Genomic DNA, 21,252 nt, shown 5'->3' on the forward strand with positions numbered 1-21,252 from the left:
CATGAATGACGAACGCTCCGCCAACTATCAGTATGTGCACTATACAGTAACTTGACCGTTGTTGCCCAGAGCGTTAACTGAGCCTAGTGCCTCCGCTAAGAACAAGCTCCGGGGTTCGCGGCTCATCCGCTCGCTCCGGCTTGCCAGACTCTTCGCCATCTCCGCCCATCAAAATGATTCGGTCGCAAATAGCGTCGGCGTCCTCTTTGTCATGCGTCACCAAAATCGACGTCATTCCAGCTTGGCGAAGCAAAGCCCTCAGCTCGGTCCGAATGCCGGAGCGAAGCGCCGCATCCAGATTGCTGAACGGTTCATCCATAAGCAACAGCTTCGGCTTAGGCGCAAGCGCTCGTGCAAAAGCGACTCGCTGCTGCTGTCCTCCGCTCAGTTCATGGGGGTAGCGGTCTCCGTACTGCTGGAGCTGCACGAGCTCCAGCATTTCCTTAACCCGCTTGCCTCGCGAAGCACGGTCAAGGCCATGCAAGCCAAAAGCGATGTTGCGCGCGACCGTCATATGCGGAAAGAGTGCATAGTCCTGAAAAACCATGCCGACGCCCCTTTTCTCCGGCTGAACGAAACTTCCCGCCCCCGCCATCACAACGCCGCCAATTGAAATTTCCCCGGACAATGGATTTTCCAGTCCCGCAATAAGCCGAAGCAGCGTGCTTTTCCCGCTGCCGCTTGGACCAAGCAGCCCAACCGTTTCTCCAACGGTTAACTCAAGCGAAAAACCGCTGATCAGCTTTTCTTTTGCCCGAGGATATGAATATGCAACCTGCTGCAGCCGAACATGGGTCATGCTCTCCCTCTCCCTTCCAGCCAGTGATAGAAACATACAGACACGATGCCAAGCGCTACTATCATAAGCGCGGGTATCGAAGCTTGATGAATTTGCTCATCGCTTGCGTATTGATAAGCTTTCGTCGCGAGCGTGTCGAAGTTGAACGGTCTAAGCAGCAGCGTGAGCGGCAGCTCTTTTACAACCTCCATAAACGTCAATACCATTCCGGTCAACAGAGCGCCTTTCATCAGCGGCAAGTCCACTTGAAAAAAAGTCCGAGTCATCCCTCGTCCAAGCATCCGAGAAGCTTCCGCATAACGATTTCCGATCCGGTCGAAGCCGGCATCCACCGCATTAAAGCCGACGGCGAGAAACCTGACCGTATAAGCAAAAACAAGCATAACAAGCGACATGCTAAGCACGAGTTGGTTGGCGCTGAAGCCAATCGCTTCGTAAACGCCGCTCAGCCGCTTGTCTATCGACAGGAACACGGCAAGCACGCCAATGGACAAGACGGCGCCCGGTATAGAATACCCCATAGAAAGCAGCTTGCTGACCGTCATCGTAAATCCGTTTCTAAAGGTCCGATTGACGTTGCCCGTAATAACCGCAAACCACATAATAAGCAGCACGGATATGACCGATACGAACAGCGTATTGCCCACCATGTCCAAAAAGCGGTCGTTCCACACATCGCGAAACGTCCACGTTGCCCATACTGCGAGCTGAGCGACCGGGACAAAAAAGGACAGGAGCGCTACCCCGCTGCTGAACAAAACGGCCGCCGCTGCAGCAGCTCCCTTCAGCGGCCTGCGCGCAAGCGGCGTGCTGCGATTCGCGGAAGCATGATACCTTTTGCGCTTCCGAAGCAGCCTCTCCACGAGAAAAATGCCGATAATGACGCTCATCAGCAGCCCCGCCAGACGAATAGCGGAGTCTACGTCATACATGCCGAACCAGGTTTTGAATATAGCGGCCGTAAACGTCTGAATGCCAAAATGTTTGGAAACGCCATAATCGCTCAGCACCTCAAATGCGACTAAGCTGGCACCGCCCACTATTGCGCCTTGAGACAAAGGCAGCACGACCCGAAAAAAAACGGCGAGACGGCTCTGACCCAGCAGCCTGGCATTTTCAATATAGGAAGCGCTGTGCTTCTCCAAAAACGATTTTGTAATCAAAAAGACGTAAGGAAACAAAAACAGCGTAAAAATAAAAATAGCGCCTTTCATGGACATGATGTCAAAATAGCTTTGATCCAGCGTCAAACCGAGCCGATTGCGAAAAAACAGCTGCACGCTGCCCGTATAACTGAGCATGGAGCCGTATGTGTATGCAGCAATGTAGGGCGGTATAGCGAGCGGAAGCACAAAGGCAAAAGCAAAAAAACGTCTGAACGGGAACTCGTAGGCTACAGTTAGCCAAGCAAGCGCCACGCCGATGACGATGGTAAAAAAGACGGTTCCGCTTACTAGAAGCAGTGACTCCCATGCATAGTCCAGCAGCATATATTCCTTGATGTGAGCCCAGTTTTCATTCGGTCCGCCGAACAATCCCGTAAAAATATAAAGAGACGGAAGAAGGGCCGCAAGAGCCCCTATTCCGCTTATTATCATCCATCCGTTCAGCTTCTGCCGAACGCTTCTCAGCAAGAAGTTCATCTTACTTCCAGCCAACCTTGTTCATAATTTCCGTCGCTTTTTTGTTGTGTACGCCTAGTTTGGCATAATCGATGTTTTCCGTTTTGAACTCTCCCCACTCTTTCAGCAGTTCAGGCAGAGCGGCCTCTTTGTTGACAGGGAATTCAAAACTTCCGTTGATCAGCATTTCTTGACCTTCTTTGCTCGTCATAAACTCAACAAGCTTCAGAGCGTTTTCCTTGTTTTTCGCATGGGCGGCAAGGCCAACCCCGCTGACGTTCAAATGAGCGCCTGTCGTTTCTTGGTTCGGGAAGAAAATGCCGATGTTTTGCGCAACTTTTACTTCTTCCGCATCTTTGGAATGAAGCATTTGGCCCACATAATATGTGTTCATAATCGCCACGTCGCCTACTCCTGCCACGATCGCTTTCGCTTGATCACGGTCGCCGCCATCCGGGTCGCGGGAGAAGTTATTCACTAGACCTTTTGCCCATTGCTCAGCCTTCTCTTCGCCTTGCAGTTCAATCATCGCCGCGAGCAAGGATTGGTTGTACATATTGGAGGACGAGCGCACGAGTACTTTGCCTTTCCATTGCTCTTCTGTCAAAGCTTCATAAGTGGAAAGCTGCTCTGGCTTAACGCGGTCCTTCGAGTAGGCAATAACGCGAGCTCTGGAAGCGATGGCAACCCAGTTGCTGTCTTTGTCGCGCAAGTTTTCAGGGACGTTCTGGAAGATTGCTTCCGACTCAATCGGCTGCAAAACTCCGTTTTCTTTCGCGTAGTTAAGCACGCCGCCGTCAACGGTAATGAACAAATCAGCTTCCGAGCTTTCGCCCTCGCGCTTCATCCGCTCAACAAGCTCTTCTGCCGTACCTTTAATTTCGTTCACGACGATGCCCGTTTTCTTCTCGAATTCATCGAACATAGCAAAGTCGATATCATAATGGCGAGCCGTATAGACATTGATAACTCCTTTGTCCGTTTTAACTGCGCCGCCTTCTTCTTCTTTCACCGCTGCATTGTTTTTGCCGCCACAACCTGCCAGCATTAACGATGCCGCCATGACTAACGATAGGACCCCTGCTGCATACTTTCTTTTCATCGCGTTATTCCCTCTCATTTCGCTGTATTGTTATCTTGTGATAATGAATATCATTACCACCTCATTGTATCGAACAAAAATGAGAAAACGCTGTGAAAATAAAAAAAATTATAGACGAGCTGCCTTCTCTGAAATAGATAGCCTTACAGTAGCCGTTGTTCCGCTCCCAGATTGGCTGTGGAGCCAAGTGGCGCCGCCGCAATCCTCCACAAGCGACTTGGCAATAGACAAGCCTAGCCCGTAGCCGCCGCTTTCGCTGTTTCTCGCTTTGTCCGCCCGATAGAAACGATCCCATACATGCGGAAGCTCTTCAGCCGCTATGCCTATGCCGTAATCGATTACGGACAGCTCGGCGGAATGGTCGTTAACAGCGGCCGCAATTTCTACCGTTCTGCTGTCCCCCGAATATTTTACAGCGTTATCCATTAAAATATGAACGACTTGGGCTAGTTGCAGCTCGCCAATAGTCAGCGCCAACCCTTTCAGCGCATCCAGCCGCTGAACGAAAGTAAACGACGGATGCAGCGTCTCCATCTTCGCAACCGCCGCTGCAATCACCTCGGACGGAGCGCTGCATGAGGCTGGCTCGCTGCGGGCGCTGTTTCTCTTCTCAGCCCTCGACAAAACTAGAAGTTGCTCGACCAGCTTTTTGAGCCGCTCCAATTCTTCCAAGGAACTGTTTAAGGAACGGTCCAGCACAGAAGGATCATGTTTCCCCCAGCGCGAGAGCAGCTTCAAATGCCCCTCCATAATGGCGATTGGCGTCCGCAATTCATGAGAGGCGTCTTCCACAAACTGCTTTTGCCCCTGAAAAGCCCGCTCTACCTCATCCATCATATCGTTGAACATCGTTTTTAACGCTGTAATTTCGTCCCTCGCTCCGCTTTGCGGCATTCTTTCCTGCAAACCGTTTTGCTTGACCTTGCGCATCGTCTCGTACATGCCCCTGAGCGGCCGAATCAGCATCAACGCCATCATTCTTCCTCCGACCAAGCTTAGCAAAACGGCCGCAGCTCCGCATACGACCATAAATTTGTTGAAATTGGCTACTAGCCTGTCCACCTCTTCCATGCTGCGGACCATTTCTACCGTTCCATGAAATTGAAAAATAGTAATGGGACTTTGCATCACAAGCATGCTTCCCCGGCGTTCGACGCCGCTTTTGCCTGTATGGGAAAGCTGTTGCCCGGACTCCCACGCGCTTTCCATATTGTTAGCGGCTACAACAATCGGCTCTCCCGCGTAATTCAACAGACGAATCATACCGCTGCGGACGTTGCGTTTTTCAAATTCCGTACGAATGTAAGCATAATTTTCCGGCTGAACTCCGGCTTCACGCGCAATAAGCAGATTGAGGATCTCCCTCATATCCCGCTCCATTTGCGCTTCTTCCTGTTTGATCATCCAGCTCTCGACAAGCGCATATTGCGTGACGTTGTTCACGACGAACAACATCGACAGCAAAACGGCGGATGCGATCGTCAGCTTCCACTGAAATGGGATACGGGCAATACGGTCCGCCAGCCCCTTCATTAGCGCATCACATAGCCGATACCGCGTATCGACTCTATTCGGCTCGGCTGCTCCGGCCTATCGATCTTGTTCCGCAAATAACGGACATACACGTCGACTACATTTTTATCCACGATCGCATCATATCCCCATACGGTGTCCAGCAGCGTCTCCCGCGACAATACACGATTGGGATTCTTCATAAAGGCTTCCAGCAGCGCAAATTCCCGCTTTGTCAGTTCAATTGGCTCGTTCCCCCTCGTCACGATACGAGAGGCTGGGTCCAGCTTGAGTTCGCCGCACGCCAGCACGGAATCGTGATTATCGGCAAGGCCGTCCTGTCTGCGAAACACAACGCGAATCCGTGCAAGCAGCTCCTCAATGGCAAACGGCTTCGGGATATAATCGTCGGCGCCGCTATCCAGCCCGGACACCCGGTCCGTTATGCTGTCTCTTGCTGTAATCATTATGATTGGCGTTTTTTTGGCTTTCCGTATTTCTTTGCATACTTCAATGCCATTCATGCCCGGGAGCATCAGATCAAGCAAAATCAAGTCCCATGGATGGGACAAAGCCAAATGAAGGCCAGACACCCCGTCCATCGACACCGATACGTCGAATCCTTCATGCTGAAGCTCCAGCTCCATAAACTGGGCGAAGTTTCTTTCATCTTCGATTAATAAAATTCGTTTCAACGCTACCCCACCCTTACCTATAATGCCGACGCCAAATTTCGCTATCCCCATTTTAATGATACCTATTCTCATGGTCAAATGATCTCTTTGCGGCTGAAGCGAATCCTCATCTCGTTTATAGCCATTATGCTCATGATTTCGATTCCATTTTCATCGGCAAACGGAATCGCACTGGTTATGGTGGGACTTATTGGACTTGCGGGACTTTGGGAGAACTAAAAAAAGACTCCTGATAGAATCAGGAGTCTTTTTTATTTGTTTTTTCCGAATGAAAATCCCTTGATATACAAGGGTTTGGTTGGTGGAAACTTGGAAACCCTGAAGCATCCAAGACTAGTGGTTTCTGGCACAACTAATTGCTCCATTTGACACGCTTGGACCCGGTTAGTGGTTTCTAGCACAACTAATTGCCCCGTTCGATGCGTTTGGAACCATCTAGTGGTTTCTAGAACAACTAATTGCCTCGTTCGATGCGTTTGGAACCATCTAGTGGTTTCTGGCACAACTAAATGCCCCAGTCGACGCAAAACAGCGAATCCCTGTCAGACAAACAAGGGTCACGGCCATTCTGGTTGCCGTCACTTGCTCATTAATTCTATTAAGGAACTCTAATGGAATACGGATCGACAAAACTGTATCCCTGCTCCTTAAGCTTGGTCAGCAAGTTGTCGAGCGCTTCGGCTGTCCATGGATATTCATGCATCAAAATATTGCCTCCCGGATGAAGCACATCCATGACCCTCCGAACAATCTCATCCGGATTATTGTTCTCCGGCGTCATTTCCCAATCCCTCGGATCAATCGATGCGGACATGACGACGGCTCCCGCTTTTTCGGCTTCTTGAACAACCAAATCGTTGATAGCCAAATACGGCGGGCGGATAAAAACAGGGGCCACTCCCGTAATGTTTTTTACGGCGGTTTGAACTTTATCGATTTGCAAGGCTACACTGGCTTCGCTCTCATGGGTAAGGTCTAAATGCTCCCAGGAATGGTTGCCAATCATTTGGCCTCTGTCATGAACAAGTTTGACCAGCCCCGGATTGCTCTCGACATGGACTCCATTCATAAAAAAAATAGCTTTTGCATTATGCTTATCGAGCGTACTCAACAGGCTTTCGTTTACCGCCGAATCTCTAGGGCCATCATCGAAGGTCAATAAAACAACCTTTTCGCTATGCTTTTTCGGATCGATGGGAATCAGCTTATACGTTGTCCTGTCCAGCAAATACTTTTTTCCGTCCTCTGCCACGATATCGATCCCCCCCGGCGCAGAAGAATCGGACGTATCCTTTTTGTCAGAGCAGGCACTCGCCGTTAGCAAAGAAATAAGCAAAAATAATACAAATAATTTTCTAATGTTCATAAGGAACTACACGCTCCTTTTCCGTTTTGTAAGTTCTTACTTATTATTTTATAGGCTATAATTGAACACCGCAATATTAACCATTTCAAATTTTGGATAAAAAACCACGATTGTGAAATCTTTCTTTTACTAGTATAAGTAAAATAATCATAAAAAAGATCCGTTTTCGCTAATCCCAATACCCGCCGTCGGAGTGAATCAGCTGTCCCGTAATCCATTCCGCTTCGTCGCTTGCCAGAAAGCCGATCAGTTTAGCGACATCGCTAGGCAAACCTATTCTCCCCATTGGAAACTTAGGGAGCAGCAGCCTCTTCAGCTCGTCGTCCATCCCGCCGGAATCTGTCGGACCGGGATCAACGGCGTTTACTGTGATTTTGTACGGAGCAAGCTCCGCCGACAAGGAACGTGTAAAAGCCGAGATAGCCCCTTTTGTCGCGACATACGCTAAGTTTCCTGGCATTGGTCCTTTGTCTTGGCCCGAAATCAAATTAATGATGCGACCTCCGCCTTCCGCTTCAAGCCGTTTGGCGAACTCCGCCGACAGCATACACGTCCCAACTATATTGACCGAGCAATGGGCGTTCAAAATATCGGCCGTTAGGGAACGGAAACCGACCTCTTCGCAATGGGTTGCATTGTTGACAAGAATATGAGGCCGGCCAAGTCGTCTCTCCACTTCTTTCAAAAGAAGCTGAGGAGCCTGCGCATCGCTTAAATCCAGCTCCATCGATTCGGCTCGCACTCCGCCAAGACGCAATTCCTCTCCAAAAACATCCGGCCACTCCGGCTGAGCGCCATATGGCTGATTTCCGTCATATTTGCACCAATACGTAAAAAAGATATCCGCACCTTCCGCCGCAAGCGCTCGCGCAATTGCGCTCCCGATTCCTTTGCTGCGGCTGACTCCGGTAATAATAGCGATCTTCCCTTGTAATCGATTCATCTATAATTCCTCCTGGTTTGTCGGAGGCGCTAGGTTAGAGGTTACACGAGATGCTTTTTTCCCTATAAAAAAAGCGGACACCAAAAGTGTCCGCACGGGTTCTATAACTGCTTAACCTTAGCGTCCCTCGTAATGGTAAAAGAAGGCATACCTATCCCTTTGTCCAAAGGATAGTTTTCCATTCATTCGTCACCATTACAGAGTTCCTGCCATCGATTAAGTCTCCTTCCAAGCATCTCTATCAAAAAGAATAGCAAATCGAATGTGCTCAGTCAAACTTGCCGATATGTTCCCGAAGAAAAGCATCTAAAGTGCGCGGCTCTCGCCCAAGCAAACGCTGCACATCCCCGGTTGGTCCCTCCGGCACCATACGAGCCATGGCTTGAATTTCCACCACATGTCTCGCGATCCATGGCGGCATTCCCGCTAGTTCCGTTAACTGTTGATATAACGCTAAGGAATCCAGATTTACATATTCAATATTCCGGCCCAGCAACCGGGACAATTGATCCGCTATTTGCGGATAGCTGAATGTCTCCGCACCCGTAAGTGTATAAATACCGCCTTGCACTTCCCGGTTCGTGAGCACTTCCGCTGCAACGTCTGCAATATCTCTGCCGTCTACAAAATTGCAGGCAGCCTCGCCCATCGTTCCAAAAAAGGCGTTGCGGGCTTTAATGGCGGGCACATGATGGAACAGGTTTTGCATAAAAGCATAAGGACGCAAGATTGTATAATCCATGCCGGATCGTTCCAGCGCTTTTTCGATTTCACCATGCCAGCCTGCTACCGCAACCGGAGCGCTCGCTTGAAAGACGGGACTGGATATTTTCACAATATGCTTAATCCCCGATAGTGCAGCTTCTTCTATTATGGACGTCTCCCACTCTACCTGCCTCGGACTGTTGGACAAAACTAAAAACAATTGATCGGCTCCAGCAAATGCACGCCGCAACGACTCACGGTCGCTGGCGTCGCCCATCATGATATGTGATTCCGCATCGGATGAGACATAGCTCCCAAGCTCTTGCCGCAACAGCTCCGGCTGCCTGCTAACCGCCCTGACTTTCGCTCCCTTATCGTTTAGACTCTCCAGCAAAGCTTTTCCAATCGTTCCCGATGCTCCTATGACAACAATCATTTTTGAACGCCTCCATTATAAAAAATAGTTGCTGTGGCATAGCGATGCCATCGCCATGCCATGATGGTACCCGCAATCGCACCTGACAGCGGGAAATCAAACCGCATTCGCTCGGCCAGCCAATTCCACCGACCTGCCGCATCTATCGCGCCTACTAATTCGGCTCCTGCCAACGCTCCGACAAAGCCGGTCAAAGCTCCCGCCAATGCTAAAATAAAAACGACAACGAGCCGGGGAGCACGAATAAGCCACCCCCTCTTCCTCTCCTTGCCCCGCAGCCAAAGTCCAAGCGCTAGCGCCGTGAATGCAGAGGCCCCGCCAATTGTGGTGACTGCTCCAAGCTGAAGCTCCTCATTTCCGGTCAGTAAGCCACCCGCTCCGGCCATAACCGCAGGAACCAGATAAGCCGTCACTACTTCGCTTGCCAATACAAACTTTTTTTTCATTTCTGTACCGCCTCTCTTTTGTAAATGACTCTTTGATGACCAATAATGTCTCTGATGACATATAATTAGCCACCTAACTATATAGGAGTAAAAAGAGGCTAGACAGGCTAGCCTTTATTTACTCTTATTCGCTTGCAACAACTTCATTCGAGGCGAGAAGCTTACCAATCTATTTTCGTGACCAGTCCCCATCCTCCGTAAGCGCGGACATGCCCCCCGTAATTCGACCAAGCAAATCCAAAAAAACAGTCCGCTCTTCCATGCTAAGAGAACCAACCATCGCTTCTAGTCTGGCAAAATGCTCGGGAGCCATGTCGCGGAGCTTCCCCCTTCCGGCTTCCGTCAGCATAACCGACTTTTGCCGTCCGTCCTCGGAGCTTGCCTTGCGATTAACAAGGCCATCGCGTTCTAGACCGTCAATTAATCCCGTTACGGTTGCGCGTGTGACGCCAAGATGCTCGGCGAGCTGCGAGGGTAGCTCCTCTCCGCCGTTATCCTCAAGATCGGCAAGCAGGCGGTATCTCCCCGTCGAAAGTCCAAACCGGGAAAAGTGAATTTCAGCGGCATGTCCGATTTTCGCTCCTGCAGCCATCAGCCTGGAGGCAACAAGCACGGCCTGAGCATCCGCACCTAGCTGATAGCTTTCAATCTGGCGCTTGGCTTGCTCAAGCGTAGGAATTTCATTGAGCTCATGTTTAACTTTAAATTGGTTATCCATGGATATAGTATGGCACCTAACTATATGTTTGTCAACCCGCCCCAGCAAAGAAGGCATTATTGCTCTTCATTGCTTCTTATTGCTTTTTGTGACCCATCTTTGTAAAAAGAGAACCCATTTGTAAAGTTTAATTGACACAATGTAAAGTTTAAAATACATTATGTATATAAATCTTTACTTTAATCGAAGTCTTACCGAGTAAGCGGAGCTATTTGAAAAAGTGAGTTATAGTTCAAAATTACAACAAATACAGGAGGGAAAAAAAATGAAAGCAATCATTTGTCCGAAGTATGGAAGCCCGGATGTCCTTGAACTTAAAGAAATCAACACGCCGGAGTCAAAAAGCAATGAGGTGCGGATCAAGCTGCGTGCTGCTGTCGTTGGTCCGGCCGATTGCGCCTTTCGGAGGGGCGATCCTTTTGTCGTAAGGCTCATTTACGGTTTAAAAAGGCCACGAAATCCGATGCTTGGAGTTGAATTTTCCGGAGTTGTCGATGCCGTAGGCAAAGAAGTAACCGGGTTTAAAACAGGTGACCCCGTTATTGGATTAAGCGCAAATAAGATGGGCGCTCACGCCGAATACCTTTGTTTGCCAGAGCATTCGCCGCTCATCGTCAAATCGAGCCGCTTAACTTTCGAAGAAGCAGCAGCCGTCTGCGATGGAGCTCCCACCGCTTTAATCTTTTTAAGAGACAAAGCAAAGATTCAAAGCGGACAGCGCGTTTTAATAAACGGCGCTTCAGGTGCTGTCGGCTTGTACGCCGTTCAACTGGCCAAAGCGCTGGGCGCCGAAGTTACCGGCGTATGCAGCGGCTCCAATCTTGAGCGGGTAAGCTTAGCCGGGGCCGATTTTGTAATCGATTATACAAAAGAGGATTTTACGGCTTCCGGCAAACGGTATGACGTCATTTTCGACGCGGTAGGAAAGCGGTCTTTCTCCGAGTGCAAAGGCGCATTGACGGAGGCAGGAGTATATCTATCCACCGTTCCCGGCCTATCTATTCTGTTTCATATGCTTCGCACAGCCGTCTTCGGGGGCCAAAAAGCGGTTTTTGTAACGGCCGGTTTAATGCAGTCGAAAAACAACCTGACCTATCTTCAGCAATTAGCGGAAGCCGGCAAACTTAAAGCTATGATCGATAGGAGGTATCCGCTCGAGCAAATGGCGGAAGCGCATCGGTATGTCGATACCGAACGAAAGCGGGGTAACGTAATCATCACCTACGAACCCTAGACCAAACCTCCGCTCACGAAAAAAAAGGATAGAGCGAGGACACTTCGCCCTCTTCTATCCTTAGCCTTTTTTTCCTAAAATGTTCTTTCCGACTCATTCGCTTCAGTTTTGCCCCTAGCCGTTTTCCGAAAACCCCTTAAGACCTTCTCTTAACGCCTCTATGCCCCCCAGCACTTCTTTCATATTCTCTTCTGTATTCATATGGTTGCGTGCATGCAACAGAACCGGCCTAAGCGACTGTACGGAATGGCCGAATTCATACATCCAAGAGTAACGCGGCACCATCCACAGATGAAAATGATGAGTTGTATCCTCGTTATAAAAATAATACACCTTCTCAATACCAAGGCGCTTCCGCTGCTCGCTTCGAATTTTGTAAATCAAAGACATAAACTCCGTTTGTTCTTCATCCGTCAATTCATCCATAGCGTAAAAATGCCTTTTGGCGGCCAATATAACCAGTCCTTTAATGGGATACGCCACATCCTGATGAGCATGAAACAAATCGTTTTCAAAAATGACTCCGCCCGTCGGATTCACTAGACCGCTAGTTAAAGCGCAGCTCAAGCACTCGACTTGCACGGTTCTCCCGTCGGCTAATATCAATTGTTTCGACATGTGGTCCACCCCTTGGCGTAGTTGCTGTTGTTCAGCTTGCAAGTCATCAGACATAAAAGCAGGGCCCGGGCAATTTAATCCGGCTAGCACTTAAAGAAACGGCTGCAGCGATTCCGCTTCCTCCGCCAGTTCCATCTGGATGGCGATGATTTCTTTTAGCCGCTCTGCGTCATGCCGGGCAGTCGAAAGAGCGATTCCGCTCTCTAGCTTCCAAGCCAGCTCTATATACTTAGGCACTTCCCAAATGCTGCGCATTGCGACCGCCAAGCAAAATCCGTAGCGGGCGACCCTCTCGTCGCCCCACCAGCCCGATTGTCTCAGCCCTTGTACATAAGCTTGAAATAGGGAGGCTTGAACGTCCCTGCACCTCTCAAGCGGGAACACTTCTAAGCTCATGATGACGCCAAACAGCTTAGCCAAATCTTCTCCAACACCCGAAAGACTCATAAACTGCCAATCGATTAGCGTTAATCGAGCATCTCCCTCTTCTTCCTCAAGAAACATATTCATCCAGCTTAAATCTTGATGGGCCAACACGCGAGGCAGAGAGTTCAGCCGGTTTAGCCCGCTATCCGCTTCGCTGCTAAATTTTTTAAACCACAGCCAGATACTGCGGTCGCTCTCTTGGCTTAAACGATCGGCATAGTCCTCCACATCGGGAGCATACTCCCGGCTTCCTTGAACCCATGACCAAAGCCATCTCTTGCATATCCATTCCTCTTCGGGAAGCTTGGCGCCCGTCAAATAAGCTCCGCCCAATTGGCCTATATAGCGGGCAACCCTAGCAAAGTGCCGATCCGAAACCAGCGGAACTCCTTTGGCATGCTCCATCCAAATCCAGATCGATCCATCCAGCTGCTCCTCCAGCAAATAACATTTTACAGCCCCGATATAGGAAGGAAGATTGTCCAAAATACCGGATTGAAAAACGAGCGCCTCCCGCTTCCAATAGTTGTGATGCCAAGGATCGTCTTTTTCCGGGCTGTCCCGTTTTATCGCTTTTACGATGAGAGTCCACGGCCGCTTGTCATACCCTACGATTACCTCTCCCCGCAAGCGGAAGATGCCCCCCGTCGTGAAATTATGCGTAGGCTCTCGCAAATCTTCGCAAACCACCGTTTCAATGACCGGCTCGCCATCCGGAAACATCTGCCGAAGACATAAAAGAAGCTGCTCCGTTTTGTTCTCAAAAAGCTGATTTACCGCCATATTAGTTGTCATTTGTAAAAAGCTTGACCCCCTTACACTAGTCCAATCCAGCAAAGTCAGCCGATTTCCCTTCCGTAGAATGCCATACGACGATTTCTCCCTCAGAGGTCCACTCTACAAGGGCGCCCGAGCCGATGGAAGCCGCTTTGTTCTCTTGGCGATCAATTAGCCAACTTCCATATCCGGCAACGTAGACGGCATAGTAGCGCGCATCGCTGTCGCCTAATGCCGGCAATACCCGAATGATATCCCACTCGCTGATGCCCGATATCGCCGATTTCAAAATCGCTGCGGCATCCTCCGGCAAAACGGCATTTTTTTCGCTGGCGAGCAGTCCCTCTTTATAGTGATACAACGCTTTTCCACGCTGGATAGGCTCAATTCCGATTAACGGAACAGCTATCGTCTCTGAATCGGTCCAGGCGATAGGATAGATGAAATGCCAGCCTTCGCTGTGGGAGGTATAAGCTGCTTTTTTAAACTCGGAGAGGAGACCTCCGTTTTCGTCCAAAACAACAAGATCGGCATAAGGACCCAAATTGGAGTCGGAATCAAGCAAAATCGCAATAAATTTCCCGTTCGGCGAAGCAGCCATGCCGTATATGGGGCGTTCAGCCTTATATATCTCTTTTGTGGAGCCGTCTTTTTTTACAAGATGAATCGTCTTTAGCCCTCTTGCCGCATAAAGGGTATTGCGATCCGCCGAATAAGAATAGAGGTTGCTTACTCCGCTGTCGCTGCTATATCCCTCTTCGCCGGAAGCCCATTCCTTATTGGCGATATCAGAAGCGCTTCCCGTCAATAGGTTTAACCGATAAACGGAATGCGACCTGCCATAAAGAAACAACTCTTCCGATTTAAATTCAACAGGCTGAATGAGCGTAGCTCCGTCGAACCCGTGCTCACGAACCGTTATGCCGCTCGTATCCACCCAGCGAAGCCCGCTCCATGGGAGGCCCTGCCGGATAACGATCAATCTGCTGCTATCGTCCGAATTCAGTTTGAACGGCTTGCCATCTGCCGTTTCCGTTCCATCGACCATAAATTCGGCGATTCCCCCTTCAGGCAAATCGGGGAAACGGATGATGACCCGGCGGGGGTCGGAAAAATGAAGCTTATAGTTGTCGGCTACTTTTCCATACGGCGGTTTCATAAGCAAGGAAGCCTCAATAGCCTCTTTTAACGACTGCTCGTTAATATCACGGTTCCCTACAAGCGTTACGCTATCATTCGTTTCATCGGGAGTGACTTTCAGGACAGGCATAGCCTCCCTCCCATTTGGATTCAGCAGCAGTTGAATCCAATCGGTTGGAACGCACCATGCCGCAACACGCTCCTCTCCCGGAAGCGTCGCATACAGTTTAACGCTCGCTTCAGTAGACGCCGTTCCTTCCAAATCATTAATAGAAAAAGAAACCGTTTGCTCCGAACCGGTTAGCACAAGCTCATAAAGCTTGCCCGAAAACTCCGGATCGCCGATCGATGAAGGCTTTGCCCTCCTCATCCCGTCAAGCAATTGCCCAATAATTTCGGGGTCTCTCTGCTCCATAATAATAGGTCCGTTTCGATGGTATACCGCAATAGATTGTACGTTCTCTAGTAAAGGAATGTCGGGAAGACTCCCATTCCCATCATCCGAATCTCCTTTGGCGCATCCTTGCAAGGCAGCAGCAGCTATCAATAAGAGGAATAGAGGCCATAGCTTGTCTAAAAATTGACTTGCAGCGCGGTTCGCGCCATCCATAAAATCCCTCCGTTTCTACTCCCTCCTAACGAGGCTTTGCAAGTGAAAGTTGCGATATGTAAGCCGCAAAACCGGTTTCCGGTTCGTGGGTCTCACCTCTCTAGGAAAATAGTCCAGCTTCTATTTTATACCTTATTTTACAACTCCAACATACCTAATTTAAGATATAATGGCGATATGCGGCAAAATGAGGGGAAATAGCCGGGTACCGTAAAAAATATGAAAAAAATGACGGATAAAAGAAGATTGCAACAAATGCTCGTTAACTATGTAAGCACCAGCTCCTGTGATAACGTGTGAATTGAGATTGAAAGCGTTATCATATACAGGAGGGGTTACTTTGAAAAAACAAACAAATGCAAAGTGGAAAACGTCTTTGATTTTTATGATTCTGGCTTTAGGGCTTGCGGCATGCGGCGGGAACAACTCAGCTGCTCCATCCTCTGAGCCGTCCGGAAGCGCACCGGCTGCACAGCAATCCGAAGCTCCAAAATCGTCCTATCCAGAAAAATCGATTACGATTATGGCCCCATCCGGCGCAGGCGGCGGACTCGATTTGACGGCAAGAGCTCTGTCCAAGGCCTACACGGATACAAAGCTGATCACCCAATCCATTATCGTTGAAAATAAACCGGGCGGCGGCCAAGCGGTCGGATTGTCCGAATTTGTGACTCAGGACAAAAATAATCCATACAAACTGTTCCTTCCTTCCGCCCCGCTTATCATTAACAACTTAAGAGCAGAAGGCAACAGCCCTTATTCGTTCCGCGACCTTACTCCGCTTGCGCAGCTCACAACGGATTATGGAGCCATTGTTGTCAACGCAGATTCCAAATACAATGACTTGGCTTCGCTGTTCGCCGATTTGAAAGCCGATCCCGCTAGCCTGTCTCTTGCCGGCGGTTCCGCACCAGGCTCGCAGGATCATCTCATTGCTATGCTTCCTGCCGTTAAAGCAGGAATCGATGCCACCAAAATTCGTTATGTTTCCTATGACGGCGGCGGAGAAGCGATTACCGCTCTGCTTGGAGGCCACGTCGATGTTCTATCGACAGATATTTCTGGCGTAGGCGAATATTTGAAAGCAGGAAAAGTGAAAGTGCTCGGCATTTCCGCCCCGGCTAGACTGACGAACCAGTTCTCGAACATCCCGACTTATAAAGAGCAAGGCATCGACGCCGAATTTACCATTTGGCGCGGACTGTTTGGCAACAAAGATATGCCTGCTGACGCTGTGGAGTTTTGGAATACACAGCTGAAAGCTCTTTCCGAAACGGAAGAATGGAAGAAGCAGCTCGAAGCAAACGGCTGGGAGAACGGATATAAAAACGCCGCCGACTTCCAAGCCTTTTTGGAAGTGCAAGAAACATCGATTAAAGAAGTTCTCGTTTCGCTTGGCATGGAGAAAAAGTAGAAAAGCTTAAGCAGGAGGAGGAGTTCCATCCATGAATCAGGATGAACAGCTTAAAGAGGCCGTTCGGCAGCAATTCGGGAAAAACGCCGAAAAATACGTGACCAGTGAAACTCATGCCAAAGGCGACGATTTGGCGCTCATGCTAGAGTGGCTTGAGCCGCAGCAGAGCTGGAGAGCGCTCGATATCGCCACTGGAGGTGGGCATGCCACCAAGCAGCTTGCGCCGCATGTGTCTGCGGTATTCGCCACGGATTTAACCGTCGATATGCTGAGCGCCGCGCAAAAACATTTGGCATCCATTACCGATAACGTCATGTTTGTAGTAGCCGATGCCGAGGGGCTGCCGTTTTTGCCGAATTCCTTTGAGGTCGTCACTTGCCGGATTGCCGCGCACCATTTTCCAAACCCCGGACAATTTGTTAAAGAAGCGGCCAGAGTATTAAAACCCGGCGGCAAGCTGCTGCTAATCGACAATATCGTCCCAGAAGATGCACGGATTGCGGATTTCGTTAATGGAACGGAAAAGCTTAGAGACTCCAGCCATGTTCGCTGCTATTCGGTTCAGCAATGGAGCGATTGGATGCAAGACGAGGGACTTAAGCTTCAGCATTCCCGCACGCGGAAAAAGACGTTTGACTTCCCTTCATGGGTAAGGCGCACAACCGATACGGACGATGAGGTCGAAGCCGTCCGCTCGCATTTGCTTCATGCCGATTCGGACTTGCAACAGTATTGCGGCCTTGTCGTTGAGAACGGCCAAATCTTGTCCATTCAAATTGATGAATGGATGGCCCAATTTGTTAAGGATTAGCTGGCGAAAGGGATTAGCTTGCAAACGAGAAGGACTATAAGACAATCCGCAATTATGGACTAATAAAAAGGGTCTGTCTCTCGCCGGAAAACCGGCTTTAACGAGACAGACCCTTTTTTATTCCTTCAGCGACCATTTGTACTTCCTCTCTGGCCGTCCTACTACGCCATAACTGGTATCGACTTTTACTTCACCGATAGACACCATATACTCCAAATATCTTCTTACCGTGGAGTGGCTCATTCCGGCGAGCTCCGCAAGCTCCTCTACCCCAATGGCCTCAGAAATCAATTTGACTCTATCGCGCACCAGCTTCAGCGTTAATTTATCGACACCTTTGGGCAGAACCGCTTCTTTAAGCGCCGTTCCGGCCGGCACAGCAGGATGTACGGGACGGAACAATTGGTCGACAACATGCTGGTCAACAATTTGACGATGGTTCAGCTCGGCTCGAACGCTTTTGTAACGTTCCAGCGTGGATGTAAATTTATCGATCATAATCGGTTTGATCATATAGCTGAATGCGCCGCCTCTAATCGCATCGCTCACCGTTTCGGTATCGTTCGCCGCTGTAATGAGGATAACGTCGATTTGCAATTGAGACTGGCGAATTTTCCAAAGCAAATCAATGCCTCGCATATCAGGCAAAAAGACGTCAAGCAAAACCAGATCAGGCGTAAACACTTCAAGCAGCTCCAGCGCCTGACTGCCGTCGCTGGCCGAAGCGACGATTTGGAATCCTTCTATTTTATGAGTAAATTGTTCATATATTTTGACCGCAAGACTGTCGTCCTCCACAATCATGACCTTAATCTCGTTTCCCGCCATCGCTATCCCTCCGCTTGAGCTAATTTCGGCCTTGAAGCTCTTATCGTTGCAGCCGTGCCTGCTTCTTTTTTGGGTACTGCAACGGTAAACCTGGCCCCTCCAAGAGAACTGCGGTCAATAAACAGCTCGCCGTTCAATTCTTTGAGCGCATGTTTGACGATGGTCAGCCCTATGCCGTGATTGTCGCCTTGTTTGGTCGTATATCCCTCTACAAAAATATTCTTTTCCTGCTCTTTCGCTACGCCCCGCCCATTGTCCTCTATATCAAAGACAAGATCGTTGCCGAGGTCGGTGAACGACACTTTTACTTTAGCATTCCCTTCATTCTTCGCTCTGGCCGCCTCCATCCCGTTGTCCATAATATTGGCGAGTACGGTAACGAGCAATTTAGCGTCTGCATCAGATGGCAAATACGATAAATGACTGTCCGGATCAATTTCCAGACCCACCTTCAGCTCCTTGGAGCGATTGATTTTGCCAAGCAGACATGCCGCAATAAGCGGAACCTTTACCGAGCTCATCAGAAATCCGATCATGTCCTGCCGCTCTTTTACTTCCTCCGAAATGATGTCGATCGCTTTATCGTAGTGCTTTAAGCTGATGAGTCCGTATATAATGTTTAATTTGTTTAAATACTCGTGGTTTTGGGCGCGCATATTTTCAGAGTAGGCTTTCATCTCTGAAAACTCATTTGCGAGCTGCTCGATCTCAGATTCCGGCCGGAATGTAATAACGGCGCCCTTCACCTCATCGCTTTGCATAATCGGCTCCACATGCATGGCAAAAAGCTGTGTATCCAAAAAGATTTTGCCGTTGCTGTAGCCTTGGCCCGTCGTTGTCACAGCCCGGATCACTTCGCGCAAATAGTGATGGCTAAGCCTCTCGCCTACCAGCAAGTTTTTGTGCAGCAGCTCGCGGGCCCGCTTGTTCATCGTAACGACCTTTTCTTCCATATCAACGGCTACGATAGCATCGCGAATCGATTCCAGCGTCGCTTCCCTTTCTTTATAAAGAAAAGAAATTTCACTAGGCTCCAGCCCCAAAGTTAAATTTTTGACCCGGAGAGCAATTAAGTACGCCAGTACAAAGCCTAGCAAAAAAAGCAGCAGTGTAAGCCCCATAATTCTTTTGTAATACTGAGCGATTTTGTCCTCTACCTCGTCCAGCAAAAAACCGACGGAAGACACTCCGATAATATCTCCTTGTTGATTGCGGATTGGCGTTTTCGCTTTGATCGCCGGCCCTGAAACACCGCTGCCTTCATAAACGACGGACATCTCCTCCAAAAAGACAGGCTCGTTCGATGTTCCCATCACCTTGCCAATTTGCACCGGGTCGTAATGGGAGTACCGGATATTGTCCATATTTCCGATGACGACATAGCTGGCGCCCGTTTCAATCCGAATTCTCTCCGCCACGGGCTGAATCGCTGTCGATGGATCAGGCAGTCCGAAGGCGTGAATAATTTGTTTGTCACCCGCGGCAAGCTTGGCCACCGTCATCGCCTGCTGCCCAATATGGTACTTCAATATATCGTTCAGCATAAAAGAAAACAGCATTCCGGCAAGGGACATGCCAATAAAAACAACCGCGCAAATTAAAACCACCAACTGTGTCAGCAATCGGACTTTGAATCCTTTCACCGGTTTTCTCATCGCATGACCGCCCTAGTTCATGAATTCGCTAAATGAAAGCGCTTTATAGTATTAGAATTCAACTATAATCAATTAGGCGGCATTGAGCAACCAAAATGGGGGCAGCGGCCCCCGTTAATGCTTTTCTGCGGAAGAAAGATACTGACCGCTTGCAAAAGCAAACACAGCGACAAACACAAAAATTTTCGGAGTGGAAAACCATTCCACTTCAATCGGATGGCCCTTGAACCAATCGAATGCCAGTCCGATTCCCGTATTTATGCAAGTGATCACGACGGCGGCGACGAGACCGACTGCCAATGCTTTTACAAGTGGAGTGCCTTGAAATTTCATATTCAACCCTTCCTTTTCGCTCATAATTATTATTTCTGACAATAGAATAACAAAGGGATGGAAATCGTTTTTGATCTTAATTGCTAAGTTAATCTTCTATTTATTGTCGATTCTTGTTTTTTTGCTAGGAAATAAGTGGGTTTTATTGTAGGATTAATACCAGAATAGAGAAAAGAGGGATCAATGTGTGGGATCGTAAAGAACTGAAAGCAAGAGCAAAAGATGTATTGCGAACATCGTATTGGAAAGCGTTTTTGGCCAGCTTTATATTGGCGATTGCGGCAGGGGGACTTAATCCATCCGGCTACTCAAGCACTTCCGATAGTTCCGTATCAACGGGAACCCAATTGGATTGGGTATTTCTAGGGGTCATTCTAGCCGTTATGTCATTTGGCCTCCTATTTGCGTTTGCCTTTAGAATTTTTTTAGGTTTTCCTCTCGAAGTTGGGGCGAATCGTTATTTCAAACAATCCGCCGAAGATCAAACGAGTCTGAACGACTTGGGCTACTCCTTTACAAACAAGCGTTACTGGCTAGTCGTCAAAGCGATGTTATTGAAAGGATTCCTAAACTTTTTATGGTATTTGCTGCTTATCATTCCCGGCATCGTTAAATCGATTGCTTACAGCTTGGTGCCTTTTATTCTCGCCGACAATCCGAACATCGGAGCCCGCCGTGCGGTTGAACTGAGCAACCAGATGACAAGAGGCCATAAATTCCGTATTTTTGTCCTTCATCTTAGCTTCCTAGGGTGGATTTTGCTCGGTACGCTTGCTTGCTTCGTCGGCGTCCTGTTCGTTATGCCTTACATCAACGCCACTAGAGCTGAGCTGTATTTGAAATTGCGCGAGCTCGCCCTCGCGAACGGTTTGACAACTAGCGGAGAACTGCAGCTTGCTCCACCTCCGCCGCCACCTCAACCTTACTACTAAAATTGAAAAAAGCCTGGCATTCCGAGGTCCCCCTGGAACTGACCCCATAGTGTGAGACAAATCAAAACACCTTCAAGAAAATGCCGAGACATCGTAAGATGTGGAGGACAACTTTGGAGGTGTTTTTGTT

The 21,252-nt window shown here is 49.0% G+C and carries 20 protein-coding genes; 4 read left to right on the forward strand and 16 right to left on the reverse strand.

Annotation, left to right across the window (positions count from 1 at the left end; translation table 11 throughout):
- Positions 1–73: 73 nt before the first annotated feature.
- The 10 genes from ACFQZE_RS19395 to ACFQZE_RS19440 all read right to left on the reverse strand — a co-directional run bounded on the left by ACFQZE_RS19395 (position 74) and on the right by ACFQZE_RS19440 (position 10,344).
- Entirely contained in the window at positions 74–799 is a 726-nt protein-coding gene (locus tag ACFQZE_RS19395) for an ABC transporter ATP-binding protein (protein WP_379360055.1), read from the reverse strand.
- Complete coding sequence (locus ACFQZE_RS19400) at positions 796–2,442, reverse strand: ABC transporter permease (protein ID WP_379360057.1); 1,647 nt, start codon at positions 2,440–2,442, stop codon at positions 796–798. Before ACFQZE_RS19400 ends, ACFQZE_RS19395 begins: the two co-directional genes overlap by 4 nt.
- Before the next feature lies 1 nt (position 2,443).
- The gene (locus ACFQZE_RS19405; protein ID WP_379360059.1) at positions 2,444–3,523 is read right to left on the reverse strand and encodes a Fe(3+) ABC transporter substrate-binding protein; all 1,080 of its coding nucleotides are present in this window, start codon (positions 3,521–3,523) and stop codon (positions 2,444–2,446) included.
- Positions 3,524–3,631: 108 nt separating this feature from the next.
- Positions 3,632–5,056, reverse strand: coding sequence for an ATP-binding protein (locus ACFQZE_RS19410; protein ID WP_379360061.1), 1,425 nt, complete (start codon positions 5,054–5,056; stop codon positions 3,632–3,634).
- Positions 5,056–5,730 carry a response regulator transcription factor gene (locus ACFQZE_RS19415; protein ID WP_379360131.1) on the reverse strand — a complete coding sequence of 225 codons (675 nt, stop codon included), beginning with the start codon at positions 5,728–5,730 and terminating at the stop codon, positions 5,056–5,058. The genes ACFQZE_RS19410 and ACFQZE_RS19415 overlap by 1 nt, the downstream gene beginning before the upstream one ends.
- A gap of 598 nt (positions 5,731–6,328) precedes the next feature.
- The gene (locus tag ACFQZE_RS19420) at positions 6,329–7,096 is read right to left on the reverse strand and encodes a polysaccharide deacetylase family protein (protein ID WP_379360063.1); all 768 of its coding nucleotides are present in this window, start codon (positions 7,094–7,096) and stop codon (positions 6,329–6,331) included.
- A 169-nt stretch (positions 7,097–7,265) separates the two neighbouring features.
- Complete coding sequence (locus ACFQZE_RS19425) at positions 7,266–8,039, reverse strand: SDR family oxidoreductase (protein ID WP_379360065.1); 774 nt, start codon at positions 8,037–8,039, stop codon at positions 7,266–7,268.
- Positions 8,040–8,307: 268 nt separating this feature from the next.
- Positions 8,308–9,180 carry an SDR family oxidoreductase gene (locus tag ACFQZE_RS19430; protein WP_379360067.1) on the reverse strand — a complete coding sequence of 291 codons (873 nt, stop codon included), beginning with the start codon at positions 9,178–9,180 and terminating at the stop codon, positions 8,308–8,310.
- The gene (locus tag ACFQZE_RS19435; protein ID WP_379360069.1) at positions 9,177–9,626 is read right to left on the reverse strand and encodes a hypothetical protein; all 450 of its coding nucleotides are present in this window, start codon (positions 9,624–9,626) and stop codon (positions 9,177–9,179) included. Before ACFQZE_RS19435 ends, ACFQZE_RS19430 begins: the two co-directional genes overlap by 4 nt.
- Before the next feature lie 169 nt (positions 9,627–9,795).
- The gene (locus tag ACFQZE_RS19440) at positions 9,796–10,344 is read right to left on the reverse strand and encodes a MarR family winged helix-turn-helix transcriptional regulator (RefSeq protein WP_379360071.1); all 549 of its coding nucleotides are present in this window, start codon (positions 10,342–10,344) and stop codon (positions 9,796–9,798) included.
- A gap of 265 nt (positions 10,345–10,609) precedes the next feature.
- On the opposite strand from ACFQZE_RS19440, the gene ACFQZE_RS19445 reads away from it, so the two are divergent.
- Positions 10,610–11,578, forward strand: coding sequence for an NAD(P)-dependent alcohol dehydrogenase (locus ACFQZE_RS19445; protein ID WP_379360073.1), 969 nt, complete (start codon positions 10,610–10,612; stop codon positions 11,576–11,578).
- A 114-nt stretch (positions 11,579–11,692) separates the two neighbouring features.
- Here the strand turns inward: ACFQZE_RS19445 and ACFQZE_RS19450 are convergent, their stop codons facing one another.
- The 3 genes from ACFQZE_RS19450 to ACFQZE_RS19460 all read right to left on the reverse strand — a co-directional run bounded on the left by ACFQZE_RS19450 (position 11,693) and on the right by ACFQZE_RS19460 (position 15,149).
- Entirely contained in the window at positions 11,693–12,196 is a 504-nt protein-coding gene (locus ACFQZE_RS19450; RefSeq protein ID WP_379360075.1) for an HIT family protein, read from the reverse strand.
- Between the two features lie 90 nt (positions 12,197–12,286).
- Positions 12,287–13,417, reverse strand: coding sequence for a phosphotransferase (locus ACFQZE_RS19455; RefSeq protein WP_379360077.1), 1,131 nt, complete (start codon positions 13,415–13,417; stop codon positions 12,287–12,289).
- A 25-nt stretch (positions 13,418–13,442) separates the two neighbouring features.
- Positions 13,443–15,149: a hypothetical protein gene (locus tag ACFQZE_RS19460; protein WP_379360079.1), complete on the reverse strand. Its 1,707-nt coding sequence runs from the start codon at positions 15,147–15,149 to the stop codon at positions 13,443–13,445.
- Between the two features lie 340 nt (positions 15,150–15,489).
- On the opposite strand from ACFQZE_RS19460, the gene ACFQZE_RS19465 reads away from it, so the two are divergent.
- Positions 15,490–16,563 (forward strand): tripartite tricarboxylate transporter substrate binding protein, encoded by a 1,074-nt coding sequence (locus tag ACFQZE_RS19465; protein ID WP_379360081.1) that lies wholly within the window; start codon positions 15,490–15,492, stop codon positions 16,561–16,563.
- 31 nt (positions 16,564–16,594) lie between these two features.
- Positions 16,595–17,374 carry a class I SAM-dependent methyltransferase gene (locus ACFQZE_RS19470; protein ID WP_379360083.1) on the forward strand — a complete coding sequence of 260 codons (780 nt, stop codon included), beginning with the start codon at positions 16,595–16,597 and terminating at the stop codon, positions 17,372–17,374.
- A gap of 117 nt (positions 17,375–17,491) precedes the next feature.
- Here ACFQZE_RS19470 and ACFQZE_RS19475 read toward each other — a convergent pair whose 3' ends face one another.
- The 3 genes from ACFQZE_RS19475 to ACFQZE_RS19485 form a co-directional block, all read right to left on the reverse strand.
- Positions 17,492–18,202 (reverse strand): response regulator, encoded by a 711-nt coding sequence (locus ACFQZE_RS19475; protein ID WP_379360085.1) that lies wholly within the window; start codon positions 18,200–18,202, stop codon positions 17,492–17,494.
- Between the two features lie 2 nt (positions 18,203–18,204).
- Entirely contained in the window at positions 18,205–19,857 is a 1,653-nt protein-coding gene (locus ACFQZE_RS19480; RefSeq protein WP_379360087.1) for an ATP-binding protein, read from the reverse strand.
- 114 nt (positions 19,858–19,971) lie between these two features.
- Positions 19,972–20,190, reverse strand: a complete 219-nt coding sequence (locus ACFQZE_RS19485) for a hypothetical protein (protein ID WP_379360089.1) — start codon at positions 20,188–20,190, stop codon at positions 19,972–19,974.
- Between the two features lie 185 nt (positions 20,191–20,375).
- Here ACFQZE_RS19485 and ACFQZE_RS19490 point away from each other — a divergent pair, with 185 nt between their 5' ends.
- Positions 20,376–21,122: a DUF975 family protein gene (locus ACFQZE_RS19490; protein ID WP_379360091.1), complete on the forward strand. Its 747-nt coding sequence runs from the start codon at positions 20,376–20,378 to the stop codon at positions 21,120–21,122.
- The last annotated feature ends 130 nt before the right edge of the window (positions 21,123–21,252 follow it).

The organism is Paenibacillus sp. GCM10027627 (assembly GCF_042675505.1).
Lineage (GTDB): Bacteria > Bacillota > Bacilli > Paenibacillales > Paenibacillaceae > Pristimantibacillus.